This window comes from Ilumatobacteraceae bacterium (genome assembly GCA_033344875.1).
Classification (GTDB): domain Bacteria; phylum Actinomycetota; class Acidimicrobiia; order Acidimicrobiales; family Ilumatobacteraceae; genus Ilumatobacter.
The window spans coordinates 4,781,788-4,795,989 of record JAWPMO010000001.1; the positions used below are offsets into that span (position 1 = coordinate 4,781,788).

General features: G+C 69.1%; 7 protein-coding genes. 2 read left to right on the forward strand and 5 right to left on the reverse strand.

Features of this window, described 5'->3' with window-relative positions; genetic code table 11:
* Window positions 1-2: 2 nt before the first annotated feature.
* Both R8G01_22550 and R8G01_22555 read right to left on the reverse strand, forming a co-directional pair.
* Complete coding sequence (locus R8G01_22550; protein ID MDW3216787.1) at window positions 3-656, reverse strand: nitroreductase family protein; 654 nt, start codon at window positions 654-656, stop codon at window positions 3-5.
* A 231-nt stretch (window positions 657-887) separates the two neighbouring features.
* Window positions 888-2,003 carry a hypothetical protein gene (locus tag R8G01_22555; GenBank protein MDW3216788.1) on the reverse strand — a complete coding sequence of 372 codons (1,116 nt, stop codon included), beginning with the start codon at window positions 2,001-2,003 and terminating at the stop codon, window positions 888-890.
* Window positions 2,004-2,092: 89 nt separating this feature from the next.
* Here R8G01_22555 and R8G01_22560 point away from each other — a divergent pair, with 89 nt between their 5' ends.
* Complete coding sequence (locus R8G01_22560) at window positions 2,093-3,232, forward strand: alpha/beta hydrolase (protein MDW3216789.1); 1,140 nt, start codon at window positions 2,093-2,095, stop codon at window positions 3,230-3,232.
* Window positions 3,233-3,332: 100 nt separating this feature from the next.
* Here R8G01_22560 and R8G01_22565 read toward each other — a convergent pair whose 3' ends face one another.
* Both R8G01_22565 and R8G01_22570 read right to left on the reverse strand, forming a co-directional pair.
* A complete protein-coding gene (locus R8G01_22565) occupies window positions 3,333-4,820 on the reverse strand; it encodes an NAD(P)/FAD-dependent oxidoreductase (protein ID MDW3216790.1) in 1,488 nt (495 codons plus the stop codon).
* A gap of 62 nt (window positions 4,821-4,882) precedes the next feature.
* Window positions 4,883-5,779, reverse strand: coding sequence for an alpha/beta hydrolase (locus R8G01_22570; GenBank protein ID MDW3216791.1), 897 nt, complete (start codon window positions 5,777-5,779; stop codon window positions 4,883-4,885).
* A gap of 250 nt (window positions 5,780-6,029) precedes the next feature.
* Between R8G01_22570 and R8G01_22575 the strand changes: the two genes are divergently transcribed.
* Window positions 6,030-7,925, forward strand: a complete 1,896-nt coding sequence (locus tag R8G01_22575; protein ID MDW3216792.1) for an alkyl sulfatase dimerization domain-containing protein — start codon at window positions 6,030-6,032, stop codon at window positions 7,923-7,925.
* Between the two features lie 130 nt (window positions 7,926-8,055).
* On the opposite strand, the gene R8G01_22580 is transcribed toward R8G01_22575, so the two are convergent.
* Window positions 8,056-14,106, reverse strand: a complete 6,051-nt coding sequence (locus tag R8G01_22580) for an alpha-2-macroglobulin family protein (GenBank protein MDW3216793.1) — start codon at window positions 14,104-14,106, stop codon at window positions 8,056-8,058.
* Window positions 14,107-14,202: the final 96 nt, after the last annotated feature.

Consider the following 14,202-nt stretch of genomic DNA (forward strand, 5'->3'; position numbering starts at 1 on the left):
GGTCACGACCACGCGCTGCCGAAGGTGTCGCGATAGGCGAGCACGCTGGGTGGCTGGCGGGTGATCGGCCCGTGGCCGCGGCCGACCGGATAGCCGATCGGCACCATCGCGACCGTCGCCCAGCCGTCGGGTACGTCGAGCAGCTCCTTGACCTCGGCTTCCTTCAGGCAGTGCAGCGTCGTCAGCGTGCATCCGAGTCCCTCGGCGACGCAGGCCAGCATCGCGTTCTGCACGGCCGGGTAGACCGAGCCACCGCCGACCATGCTGATGCGGTCGAGCTTGGCGTCGGTGATCGCCATCATCTTCGGATCGGCGCAGAACATGAGAATGGCCGGCGCTTCGTGCAGGTGCGCGGCGAGGTGATCGCCGGCTGCGGTCACCCGGTTGCGCTGCTCGAGATCGTCGGGCGAGAGCGCCGCCATCCGGGCGGCCATCCCGTCGATGTACCGGCGCCATTGCGGCTCGTAGATCTCCTGCAGGCCCGCCTTCTTCGCCGGGTCGGTGACGACGATCACACGCCACGGCTGCTGGTTGCCGCCGGTCGGAGCCCAGCAGGCGGCTTGGAGGACTCGCTCGAGCACGTCGTCGGGGATCGGGTCGGTGCGCAGCTTGCGGACGGCGCGCAACGTGCTCATCGTCTCGTAGAGGTCGGTCATGGCCCCGACCCTACGACGCGGTCCCACCCCACCCGGACTCGAGCCTCGCCGGCGCGCCGCCCGACCGGTGGTGGATCGACCGGTGGATCGGCCGTGTCGCGCTCTAGTGCGTGATGGCCCCAGGTTCGCGACACGGTTGTGGGTGGATCGACCGGTGGATCGGCCGTGTCGCGCTTTGGTGCGTGATGGCCCCAGGTTCGCGACACGGCGGATCGCGGCGGGTCGGCCGAGTCAGGCGCCGTCGAAGAAGTCGGTGAAGCCGGCGGGGGCGTATGGTCCGATCACGATCTGTTCGAGCACGCCGATGCCGGTCCGGTCGCCGTCGGTGGCGCGCACGACCTGCTGGGCGTGGATGTTCTCCGGGGCGAGCAGATCGAGTTGGTCGAGGTCGAACGTCTCACCGCCGATCGCGAGTTCGTCATGCCACACGCCCTGCTTCCAGACGGGATGCCCGTAGCCGAGCCCCTGCATCTGGAACCGGAGCGTCGGGGTGAGCGAGATCGTGCGGACCTCGCCGCCGAGGCGCACGAGGTCGATCTCGGCCGACGCCGCGAGCCGCGTGCCCGGGTGATAGCTGACCCGGTGGGCGGCCGTGGCCATGCGACGGTCGGTACTCGTCAGGTCGGGCGGGATCTGTGACTCGGCGTCGTACAGCCTCGCCTCGATGCCCTCGCGGACCAGCGGCTCGCCGCTCGGTCCGTCGAAGAAGATGGCGTGGCTCACGTGGTCGTCCCAGATCAGTGGCGCCCACAGGAAGAAGATGCCGGTCGGGAGATGCGGAGCACCTCCGGTCTCGCGCTCGCCGACCGGGCGGATCCCCCACGAGCGGTCCTTGGTGCCGTGCCACTCGTCGACGACGAACTCGCCGTCGGGATGCACGACCGTTCCCGACCACCGACCGAACTGGTCGAAGCGGGTGGCGTCCATCCATCGACGGTGCCCCGCCCACAGCGTCTGTCGTGCCTCCTCGATCGGTGCGGTGCGAGCCGAGAACGTGAGGTCGCAGGCGACGCCGGACTCGTTGTCGTCGAGGATCACGCGGGTTCGTCGCAGCGGCTCGACGACCTCGAGCCGGAACGGTCCGACTTGCATGTCGGTGCGTTCGAGCGGCGCACGGCGAGAACCGTAGAACGCGTGCTGGCGACCTCCGGCCTCGACCGTGCTCACGGCGCCGTCGAGAACGCCCCGATGCGGGTACACGGCCATGCCGATGCCGAAGTACTGCGAACCGTCGGTGCTGTACCCGTTGAACCAGGTGCGGTCGTACAGGTTGCGGTCGGAGGAGGCCGGCACCGCGATCGGCTCGGGTGTCTGATGGATCGGGTAGTCGTCGAGCCGGTTCAGCATGGTCCGATCATGCCGCGTCGGCCCGAACCGGCCCGCAGCAGAAGCAGCGCGGTCACACCGGTTGCGACGTCGCACGGTTGCGGTTCGGCGTGTCCCGAACCGTTCGGCCGTGCGAGTCACCGGCCGCCGGTGACCCGCCCCCGAGTTCGCCGACGTCCGGCCGGCCGCTCGGCATCATCGCCGCCAACGAGATCGTGCCCGATTCGCGCCTCGACGGGAACGAACGGCCCGAGCCCGGGCCGGGGACGGCGTGCCTGCGAGACTGGGGCATGATCGATCATCGATTCGAGACGGTGTCCAACGGTGACATCGACATCCGAGTGGCGGTGGCGGGGGAAGGGCCCCTGATGCTGTTCGTGCACGGGTGGCCCGAGCTCTGGTACTCCTGGCGTCATCAGATGGAGCACTTCGCCGACCGCTACACGGTGGCGGCGATGGACGTGCGCGGCTACGGCGGCAGTTCGAAGCCCGCCGAGATCGAGCGGTACAGCTTGCGCGAGTTGGCGAGCGACGCTGCTGCCGTCATCGACGCGATGGGTGGGAGCGCGATCGTGGTCGGCCACGACTGGGGTGCGCCGATCGCGTGGCAGACGGCCCGACTCCACGCCGATCAGGTCTCGGCGGTCGCCGGCCTCAGCGTGCCGTACCTGCCCGTCGGGCCCGATTCGCCGATGGCGCTCTGGGATCTGCTGTACGCGGACAAGTTCTTCTACATGAAGTACTTCCAGGAGCCCGGTGTGGCCGAAGCCGAGCTGTCGGCCGACTGCGCTCGGAGTCTGCGGATGGTCTGGTACAGCGCCAGTGCCGACGGGCGTGGCGCGATGATCATGGACAAGCCGGCCGACGCCACGATGCTCGACGGTCTGATCGACCCCGATCCGTTCCCCGCGTGGTCGACGCCCGACGACCTCGCGGTGTACGTCGAGGCCTTCGAGGCCGGCGGGTGGACCGGGCCGCTCAACCGGTACCGGGCCCAGGGCGTCGACGCGGAACAGCTGGGTTCGCAGTCCGAGCCGCAGAAGCAGGTCCTGCAGCCGTCGACGTTCATCGGCGGCGAGTTCGACCCGGTGCGGAACTTCGCCGCCGGCATCGACCTGTTCGGCGACACCGGCGCCAACTGCGCCGACTTCCGGGGTGCGACGATCGTGCCCGGCGCCGGTCACTGGGTGCAGCAGGAGGCTCCCGAGGCCACGAACGCCGCCCTCGACGCCTTCGTCGCCTCGCTGTAGCTCGGCGCGCCCGACGGGGTGTGTCGCGCTCTTGGGCGTCGTGGCCTCGGAGTCGCGACACGGCTCGCCCGGCTGTGGCTGAGCCGGGCCGGCGTTCGCGTCAGCGGTCGACGGCGGCGGTTGCCCGTGCGTGGTGGAACTGCATGACGTCGTCGTCGACCGGCGCCTTGGAGATGAGTTTGACGTCCTGGTGATAGCGCTGGGTGTTGACCCACGGGGCCCGGTCGCCCTGCTTGGGCATCATCGGCATGATCCGCTGCATGTACCCGGCCGAGAAGTCGTCGATCCACGGCCGCTGCGGCATGTCGGCATCTGACGGGCGCAGCCTCGGCACGCAGTAGTCGGTGCCGGTGTCGCGCATGTGGTTGAGGAGGCGGCACACGAAGTCGCAGGTGATGTCGGCCCGGAGTGTCCACGAGGCGTTGATGAACCCGAACGACGACACCAGGTTGGGGACGTCGGAGTAGGCGAGACCCTTGTAGGTCCAGGTCTGGCTGAAGTCGAGCGGCTCGCCGTCGATCGTGAAATCCATCTCGCCGACGGTCACGAGTTGCAGCCCCGTGGCGGTCACGATGATGTCGGCGTCGAGGTGTTCACCCGACTCGAGTTGGATGCCGGTTCGCGTGAACGTCTCGATGTGGTCGGTCACCACCGACGCCGACCCGTCCTTGAGCGCCTCGTAGAGGTCGCCGTCGGGAATCAGGCACAGCCGCTGGTCCCACGGGTTGTAGGTCGGTGTGAAGTGTCGGTCGACCATCTCGTCGCCGAGTTCCTTGCGGGTGAGCCCGAGGAGCTGTTCTTTGACCTTGGCCGGCTGCTTGCGGGTCTTGTCGTAGAAGAACTGGCCGAGGGCCACGTTCTTCTTCCTGACGATCTTGTACGCGAGCGACTCGGGCAGGATCTTCCGGAGTCGGTTGGCGATGCCGTCGCGAGCCGGGCGGGCGACGACGTAGGTGGGTGAGCGCTGCAGCATCGTGACGTGGCCGGCGTCGTTCGCCATCGCCGGGACGAGCGTCATCGCCGTGGCACCCGACCCGATGACGACGACCTGCTTGCCGGCGTAGTCGAGGTCGTCGGGCCACTGCTGGGGGTGGACGACCTGGCCCTCGAACTCGTCGGCGCCGGGGAACTCGGGCGTGTAGCCGCCCCGGTAGGAGTAGTAACCCGAGCACATGAACAGGAAGGAGCACGTGTAGCTGACCGTCTCGTCGGTGTCGGTGCGGGTGGCCGTGATGGTCCAGCGGGCGTCGTCGGTCGACCACGATGCCGCGTCGACGTGGTGGTTGAAGCGGATGTGCCGCTCGATGTCGTACTCGTGGACGGTCTCGCGCAGATAGTCGAGGATCGCCGGGCCGTCGGCGATCGACTTCTCGTGCTTCCACGGTTTGAAGCTGTACCCGAGTGTGTGCATGTCGCTGTCGGAGCGCACGCCGGGATAGCGGAAGAGATCCCACGTGCCGCCGATGTCGGCGCGCCCCTCGAGGATCACGAACGAGCGGTCGGGGGAGGACGTCTGCAGGTGGTAGGCGGCGCCGATGCCGGAGATCCCGGCTCCGACGACGACGACATCGACATGTTCAACGGCCATGATCGGACGCTACTTGACCGACGGGTCAAGTGCGAGAGGCGGAACGACGCGACGTCGTAGGGTCAGGGCGACAGCGAGCCGGTGATCACCCCGACGACTGCGGCCCAGGCGGGGTCGGACGGCTCGATCAGATCCATGTGACCCGCACCGTCGACCTCGATCACGACGACCGCTCCGGGCAGCGTCGGGTCGACCGAGTAGCGCGGCGGGACCACGGTGTCCCGGACACCGACGACCGAGACCATCGTCGGGCCCGCGTCAAGCCGCGGCCGAGCTGCTGCGTACCGTTCGGGAACCTCGTCGGGTGCTCCGCCGAGCAGTTCCATGACCGCACCGTTGCCGAGCGGTGCGGCGGCCGCTCCGAGCAGATCGACGACCGCTCCCTGCCCGACGGCCACCACCGGCGTCACCACGGGGGAGGCTCCCGGCACGTCATCGGGGAGACCCGCCCGTCCGGCGGCCCACAGTGCGAGGTGCCCGCCGGCGGAGTGCCCGACGATCGCCACCCGGGTCAGGTCGAGCGAATGGTCGACCGACAGCGCTGCGAGCGCGTCGACGGCCGCGGCGACATCGGTCAGCGTGCCGGGCCAGCCGCCACCGGCATCACCCACGCGGCGGTACTCGATGTTCCAGACGGCGTGGCCCCGCTCGACGAGGTCGGTCGCGAGCGGGTCCATCAGCGACAGGTCGTAGGGGTTGCGCCAGAATCCGCCGTGGACGAGGACCACGACCGGCAGCGGACCGTCGACGCCGGTCGGGAGGTGGAGCTCGCCGAACTGTTCGGGTGCGTCGCCGTAGCTGTGCCGGATCATGCGTGCTCCCGTGGTCGTCTCATCGGAGTTCGCCTCCTTCGGTCGAATGGTGGCTTCGGATGGCATCGAGTTGATCGGTGCGGCGTCGTCGTCCGAGACGCTCGGCGCGCACGCCGACAGCAATCCCAGCAGGCTCGTTGTCGCCATCGCGAATCGAATCGGTCGCCAGGGTTCCACGACGACGGTTCGGAGCCCGACCCACCAACGGATCGGAGCGCGCGACGGGTCACCGGGACGTTCAGCTGCTCCTGCCGCGGAGCTTCCGTCACTCGGTCGTCATCCCGGTGAGCGGGTTCGCCGAACGCGATCCCCACGTCCCCCGGGACCCGGGCGAACGGTGCCGTGGGGGTGGTGGTGCGAGTCGTGGCGAGCCGTCCCGAGCGGTCACACTCGTGGCATGCCGACGTTTCCGAAGGACGCCTCGACCCACACCCAGCAGGCCAATGCGCCACGTGATCTCGGCATGGACCCGGCCGATTTCGAGCGGGCATCCCGTGGACTGGTCGCCCAGCACCCGACGGGAGTGATCGAGGGCGCGTGGGGCACCGCGTGGGACATCAACAAGTACGACTTCATCGAGCAGGGCGCGCCCAACCCCGACACGGTCAACCCGAGCCTCTGGCGCCAGGCACAGCTCAACAACATCCACGGTCTGTTCGAGGTCGCGCCGAAGGTCTGGCAGGCCCGCGGGTACGACATCTCGAACATCACGTTCATCGAGGGCGAGACCGGCTGGATCGTGATCGACCCCCTCACGGTCGAGGGCTGCGCTCGGGACTGTCTCCGGCTCGCCAACGACACGCTCGGCGAACGGCCGGTGACGGCCGTGATCTACACGCACTCGCACACCGACCACTTCGGTGGCGTGCTCGGCGTGACCACCCAGGAGGAGGTCGACGCCGGCCGCTGCCGCGTCATCGCCCCCGAACACTTCCTGCGTGAAGCGATCTCCGAGAACGTCATCGCCGGGTTCGCGATGGCCCGCCGTGCGCTGTACCAGTTCGGGCCACTGCTCCCCGCAGGGTCGCGTCAGCACGTCGACTGCGGCCTCGGCAAGGCGATCCCGCTGTCGCCGCCCGGCCTGATCGCGCCGACGGAGGACATCACCCACACCGGACAGGAGCTGATCGTCGACGGCGTGCGTGTGATCTTCCAGCTGACACCCGAGACCGAGGCGCCCGCGGAGATGAACTTCTTCTTCCCCGACCGCGGTGATGGCGGCGGGTGGCTGTGCATGGCCGAGAACTGCTCGCACAACATGCACAACCTGATCCCGATCCGCGGCGCCCAGGTGCGCAACTCGCTCGCCTGGTCGAAGTACATCGACGAGGCGATCGACCTGTTCGCCGATCGGACCTCGATCATGTTCGCGTCGCACCACTGGCCACGCTGGGGGAGCGACGACGTGCGCGGTTTCCTCGAGAAGCAGCGCGACATGTACCGCTACATCCACGACCAGACGATGCGGTTCGCCAATCACGGCCACACCCCGCTCGAGATCGCCGAGATGATCGAACTGCCCGAGGAGTACCGCACCGAGGCCCACACGACCGGTTACTACGGCCACCTCGCCCACAACGTGAAAGCGGTCTACCAGCGCTACCTCAGCTGGTACGACGGCAACCCGGCCAACCTCTGGAAGTTGCCGCCGACCGAGGTCGGTCGACGTTACGTCGACCTGGCCGGGGGAGCGGATGCGCTGCTCGCCAAGGCCCGTACGGCGTTCGACGAGGGCGACTACCGGTGGGTGGCCGAGCTCGTCGGACACGTGGTGTTCGACGATCCGACCAACACCGAGGCCCGTGAGCTCCAGGCCGACGCCTTCGAACAGATCGGGTACCAGAGCGAGTCGGCGACGTTCCGGAACGCGTTCCTCACCGGGGCACACGAACTCCGCCACGGGCACCCTCCCCGGAACCCGGCGATGCGTCGCGGCTACATGGAAGCGATGACCGTCGACCAGTTGATGGACGCGACTGCGGTCCGACTCAAAGCCGAAGAGGTGGGAGGCGTGCGCGTGTCGGTGAACCTCCGGTTCACCGACGTCGACGAGGAGTGGCGGACCCGCATCTCCAACCGCACGATGCAGACGGCACCGGGCTTCGCCGATGGAGCGGACGCGACCGTCGAACTCGACCGTGAGGTCATCATCCGGATCGCGACCGGAGAGTCCACCGCCGCCGAGCAGGTCGAGACGGGTCGAGCGACGGTCACCGGCGACCACGCTGCGTTCACCGTGCTGTTCGAGCACCTCGACGTCTTCATGTCGATGTTCCCCATCGTCGAACCCTGAACCGGGTACGCCCCCATCCCGCCCCCGAGGACCTCGCCGTGTCGCGGCGGTGTGCGTGCGGGTGTCGGGATCGCGACGCGCCGACGTCCACGAGGTCGCGCCAGACCGCTCGAACTCGAGACGAACCCCGCTATTCGACGATGACGAGTTCGCTCGCGCTGCGGCCGAACACCTCGGGGGAGTAGATCTCCTCGGCGCGGGTCGGCGGTACGACGAAGGAACCGGGCGTGGTGGCCCTCGCGATGTAGGAGTACTCGTAGGTGCCACCCGGGAGGTAGCTGGCGAACGCCTCGGCGCGGTCGTCGCGCAGGTTCTGGTGCTCGTACCAGTTCCAGCCCCAGAACCAGGAGCTCTCGAAGGTCGCCTCGTCGGCGTCGCCGTCGCCTGGCGGCGGGGTGGTCTGCGACACGCCGAGGGCCGGGTTGACCGGTTCGAGACCGGCGGGGAGGGGGTCGATCAGCGCGACGTGGGTGCGTCGCGCATCCGCGACCATGGTCAGCTCGACCCTGACCTTGGCGCCGGCACGGATCGTCCAGGAACCGTCGGCGTTCCGCCGGACGTCGTCGGGATCGTCGATCGCCTGATACTCGCGCTCGACGACGAAGCCCTCGTCGCGTGCGTCGAGCTGGAGGTCGCTCGGGGCGTACCGGAGCCCGAGGCGGTAGTAGAGGCGCCCGTCGCCCTCCTTCGAGAGCACGATGTCGGTGTCGCCGGCGTTGATCACCTGGGGCATCGGCACGAGCGTGTTGACCCGATCGGTCGTCCGGCCGTCGAACGTCGCCTCGGCTGCGTAGAGGTCACCGAGCCAGGCGCGGGCGACGAAGTCGGGGGTGACCGACTCGAACGTTCCGAAGTACCGATCGAGCGCGATCAGGATGAAGGCGTTCTCGTGGGCGTTGTTCCAACGGCCGCGGGTCTGGCCGCCGAGCAGGCCGGCGACGACCTTGGGGATCAGGTCGCTCGTCGGCGCCTCGCTGATCAACGCGTCGAGGATGATGCCGTCGGTCTTGCGGTCGCTGTTCGCGATCACGTAGGCGTCCTCGCCGTACGACGTGGCGAAGGTCGCGGCGCCGGCCGTCTCGACGGCGGCGTTGCCGAAGCGGCCCTCGATCTCGTCGCGCAGACCGGGGTCGGTGATCGACGGCCACAACCAGGCGACGGCATCGAGCTCCAACTCGTCGCCGACGCGCTCGTACAGGTTCGTCGCCTTGGTGGTGTCGGTCCGGCCGGCCTCGTCGCGAACGGACAGTGCGTACGAGCTGAGCGAGTTGCGTACCTGCTCGCCGTAGGTCGACGGGTAGTACTCCTCGATCGAGGCGAGATGGTCGAGTGCCCGGTCGAGCGTGTCGTCCGGCACGGAGAAGCCGGCATCCCGAGCGAGGACGAGCGCGTGTGTGGTCTGGATCGACTGCCACGGGATCGACTCGCGGCCGCGCTGCCAGTACGGGAACCCGCCGTCGTCGTTCTGGAGTGCGGCCAGTGCGTCGACATCGCGGCGAACCGCGGCGTTCAGCTCGGCCGTGCTCGGCAGGCCGGCCGCGTCGAACGCGTCGAGGACGTCGCGCAGGGCGGCGATGGCCATGATGCGAGAGGCGAGACCGTCGGACGAGGCATAGCGGTACTCGGTGAGGTAGATGACGGCATCGGTCAGCGCCTGGAGCGCCGTCGACGACGTGTTGATCTCGAGCCCGCCGAACTGGGGGAAGACGCCGGTCGGCGCGATCGTCGGCTGGGCGATCGCTCCGTCGTCGATCACCCCGTAGGTGGCGAAGGCCTCGGCGGTCGCCGGGGTGTACACCGGCAGTTCGATCGCAGCGGCGTCGCTGAACTCGCCGCTGACGGCAACGACTCGGAACCGGGCGGTGCCGACCGCGTCGGTCGTCGCCGGGAATCTGACCTCGATCCGGTCGTCGGCGGGCACGGTGACCCGCAGGCCGGCCGGTCCGGTCAGCTTCAGGTTGGCCGTTTCGATCGCGACCTCGACCTCGATCGGCTCGCGGGTCTGGTTCTGGAGCACGACCGGCAGTTCGAACTCGTCACCGAAGTTGAGGAATCGGGGCGCCGACGGGCGCACCTGGAGCGGGAGGCGGGCCGTGATGGTGGACTCGCCCTTGCCGAATCGGTCGGCACCGTCGATCGCGACGGCCATGACCCGGTAGCGCGTGAGGCTGTCGGGCAGGGGGACATCGACGGTGACCTCGCCGTTGCCGTCGGTCGACTCGGCCGGCGCGTACACGGCCAAGGCGTCGAAGTCCTCGCGCACGTCGATCTGCTGGCCGGCGCCGGCGTTACCGCCGCCGTCGTCGCTGTCGTCGGCCGACTCCTCTGCCATGTCGTCGCCGCCGTCGGCGGCTCCCGCGGTCGGTGCGGCGTCGGCGCGATCGCCGGCTTCGCCGGTGACGAGGTCGGCGCGGGTCAGCAGGATGCTCGATCGCATGTACGTGCTGTTCACCTGTGACCACACGTCGCGGTAGAACACGTCGAGCGGGTCGGCCAGGTCGTAGCCGGTGAGGGAGAGCACGGCTTCGTCGACGACCACGATCGCCACGTCGGCGCCCGAGACGGCCGTGCCGTCGGCGTCGGTCACCGCGACCGTGACCGAGGTGTCCTGGCCCGGTTCGAGTTCGGTGTCGGCCGGCGTCGCGACCACGTCGAGCGCGCGGGTGACCGGCGGGATCGAGAGGCCGATGCGCCCGGTGGCGAACGCGGCCTGCTCGGGGAGGTCGGGTTGGGCGACCCCGTCGTCGTCGACCCGGGTGCTCGCTCCCACCATGTCGATCTGGATCTCGACGTTCGGGACGAACGCGTCGTCGATCGGGATCTCGAGCACGGCACTGCCGTCCTCGGCCTCGAACGACTCGGTCGAGACGATCCCGCCCCGGGCGATCGTCACGATGCCGGACGCCGGAGCGAACGGTGCCTGCACCAGGAGTTCGGCGGTCGCGCCGGGCTCGTAGGTCTCCTGGTCGGGGACGATCGTGACCGTGCCCTGTTCGAGACCGCGCACCGGACGGCCGGTCGATCCGCTGACCCACTGCGTGAGCTGTGTGCGGTTGGTGTGGCCCTCGTCGTCGACGACGAGGGCGGTGATGCGGTAGGTGCCGCCGACGTCGGTCGCGAACTCACACCGCATCGCCGTGTCGGTGGCATCACCCGTCGAGGTGAAGACGCACGTCTGCTCGTCGGCGAGTTGTTCGGTCCATTCGCCGTCGACGAGGACCCATTCGAGTCGGCCGGCCGTGACCGTGACATCGCGGCCGGGCACGGTGCCTCCGTCGACGTCGGTGACCACCCCGTCGATGCGGATCGGCGTGCCCTGGCGAACGAACGCGCGGTCGCTGCGGAGACCGACGTAGTACTCGGCCGGGTGGACCAGCAAGTCGGTACGCGACGACCAGGCCTGACGGTTCACGTCGAAGACGGTCGCCTCGGCCGTGACCGTGGTGGGCAGATCCACGTCGGGTCCGTCGAAGTCGATCTGGAGGTAGTGGGAACCGCCGGCGTCGGTCGATCCGGAGAACTCCTCGTACTCGACCGGCGTCCCTGGCCAGCAGTCGAAACAACCATCGGACGCGACGTCGCCGTCGCCGGAACGGCTGTCGGCCCACCACCATGGGACCCAGACACCGAACACGTACTGATCCCACTCGGGCGGACGGTACGTGGTCTCCCGTTTCGACACGAGCCAGTCGACGTCGGCGTCGGGCAGCGGTCCGCCGGAGAAGTACTCGGCGTCGACCCGGACGGTGGCGGGCCGTCCGACGTAGAACGGGCCTTCGGACTCGTTGCCGGCGGTGACCTCGAACTCGGGTCGACGGAACTCCTGGACGGAGAACGAGTGGCCGCTCGAGGCGTTTTCGGCGTCGACACCCGTCGCGCGGAACTCGACCCATGCCTGACCGAGGTTGGCGCCCTCGGGGAGATCGATCGAGAGGTTGAACCCGCCGAGCGCGTTCAGGTCGACGGTCCCGCTCGCGAGTTCGTTGCCCTGCGCGTCCCAGGCGTCGTAGCGAACCGTCACGTCGCCGTCGTAGAGGGCGAGCTGGGCGTCGGCCGACCAGGCGAACTTGCGGAGCCAGCCCGTGAGACGGACCGTCTCGCCCGGCCGGTAGATGCCGCGGTCGTCGAACACGTACCAGCGGCCCTCGTCGCTGCGCTCGTTCGCCGTCCAGCCGTCGTACCAGTCGGCGGGCAGGAACGCGGTGCCCTGCCCCGTGCTGGCCCACAACCCGACGATGCCGTTGTCGCCGAGGTCGAGTTCGACGAGGCCCTCGCCGTCGGTGGTGGCGACCCGGCCGTCGCCGATCAGTTCGACCGGTACCCCATCGAGCGGCTCACCGGTGGCGAGGTCGGTCGTCCAGATCACCAGCTGTTCGTGGTCGTAGAAGGCGTCGATGCCGACCGTGGTCGATTGCACCCAGGCGACCGTCGGACGGTTGCGCCAGTAGTCGTCGTCGTTGCGTGAGAACTCCCGCGTCGGGTCGATGCGGACGACGATCTGCGAGTCGACCTGGTCGAAGGCGCTCGACAGATCGATCGACGTCTCGACGTACTGGTCCTCAGAGGCGTCGATCTCGACCACGTCGTCCATGACGACCGGCCACTCCGGCTCGTCGGCCGCCTCGTCGGACCACATGCGTTCGAGGTAGGTCCGGAAGGCGGCGAGGTCCGTCGGGGACACCGCCCAGGCCCGGACGCGAACGGCGTCGTGGTTGACGGTGGAGATGCTGACCTGCGGGCGTTCTGCGGTGGGGTCGGTCGTGATCCACTCGCGCGGGAGGCCCAGCAGGGCCGGTCGCGCGGAGCCGACCCGGAAGTCGACGGTGGTGTCGGTGCCCAGGGTCTGGCCGAACACGTCGGTGAGGTCTGCGTCGAGTGTGACCTGATACGTGGTGCGGCCCCGGGTGGCGCCGGAGAGCTCGATGACGTTGCCGTACACGTTGATCGTCAGTTGCTCGATCGCCGGTTCGACGTCGACGAGGTCGGCGGCGAACAGCTGGGCGTCGAGCGCGTTGCTGAACTCGATCACCAGCGGCGTACCCGGTTCGCAGCCGTCGCCGTAGCCGCAGTCGGTCCGCTCGACACGGAGGGAACCGAAGGTGCGACCTCGATAGGTCGCGGCGAGGCTGCTGGTGCGGTCGCCCTCGGCGGACGGTGTACCCGGACCGATCGTCACGGTGAACGCGGTGTCGGCGGGCAGTTCGGAGACGGGTCGGAATGCGACCGCCCGCGCCTCCAGCGCCTGATCGACGGCGGACCGGGCGTTCCGGTCGGCTTCGATCTCGTCGTCGGTCGCGAGTCGGACCGCCCTCGTGGTGCCGTCGGCCTCGAGGGAGATGGTGGAGAGTACGGCGGCGGCGTCGACCCGCTGGTCGAAGACGGCGACGAACACCGGCTGCAACGAGGTGGTCTCGGTGTCGCCGACGAACGACTCGACGGTCGGGGCCGGGGTCGCGAACGTCCAGCTCACCGTCTCCGCCAGTCGACCGCCGGTCTGGGAGGTCGTGCCGGCGGGCACCGTGACCTCGTACACGGTGGCGGCAGGCAGACGGTCGATCTCGCCGGGCTCGACCTCGAACCGGAGCGTGCGCGTGCCGATCCAGCGCCACCGACCATCGATCGCCGGCGAGACCTCGACGGGTACGTCGGCATCATCGAGCTGGTCGAGCGTCGCGATCGGGACCATGGGCTGATCGAACGTGACGCTCAGGAACGGGGCGAGGTCGACCTCGCCCTCGGGCTGGTACCTCACGACCTCGAGCGGGCCCTCGGCCGGTGGGGGCGCAGCGTCGTCGCCGGTCGGCGGGAACACCCCGTCGATCGTCTCGCCGACCAGCGGCGGTGGCAGGGTCTGCGCCGGCAGGTTGAACTCGTCGCGGTCGGCGTCGGGCACATCCCAGGGCGGCAGTCGGTCGAGCAGTTCCCGAACGGCCTGTTGGCCGAGTGGGGTGCCGTCGACCACGTCGACCGTGGTGGGGGTGTCGTCGGCCGGCGAACCCTCGCTCAGGCGGAGGCCGAGCTGGGCGATCGACGCGTCGGCGTCGGCGCCGTCGACGTTGACGCGAGGACCGGCCGGTTCGGTCGACGTCGGAACGGTGGTGATCGGCGATTCGGCATCGTCGTCGTCGCCGCCGAACCAGCAACCCGTCAGCGCGAGCGCCAGCGCGACGACGGTCGTCACCGTCCTTTTCGTCGTCCCGCTCACCATGTCGCCACCAATCCTCTCCGGGTCAACCTTACGAACTCGTCATCGGTTTGACGTGGCGAGGAGGCGTCT

Bases quoted from the DNA above. Each gene is read 5' to 3' on its own strand.
- R8G01_22550 (MDW3216787.1), bottom strand. From the start codon at position 656: ATGACCGACCTCTACGAGACGATGAGCACGTTGCGCGCCGTCCGCAAG.
- R8G01_22575 (MDW3216792.1), top strand. From the start codon at position 6,030: ATGCCGACGTTTCCGAAGGACGCCTCGACCCACACCCAGCAGGCCAAT.
- R8G01_22555 (MDW3216788.1), bottom strand. From the start codon at position 2,003: ATGCTGAACCGGCTCGACGACTACCCGATCCATCAGACACCCGAGCCG.
- R8G01_22565 (MDW3216790.1), bottom strand. From the start codon at position 4,820: ATGGCCGTTGAACATGTCGATGTCGTCGTCGTCGGAGCCGGGATCTCC.
- R8G01_22570 (MDW3216791.1), bottom strand. From the start codon at position 5,779: ATGGCGACAACGAGCCTGCTGGGATTGCTGTCGGCGTGCGCGCCGAGC.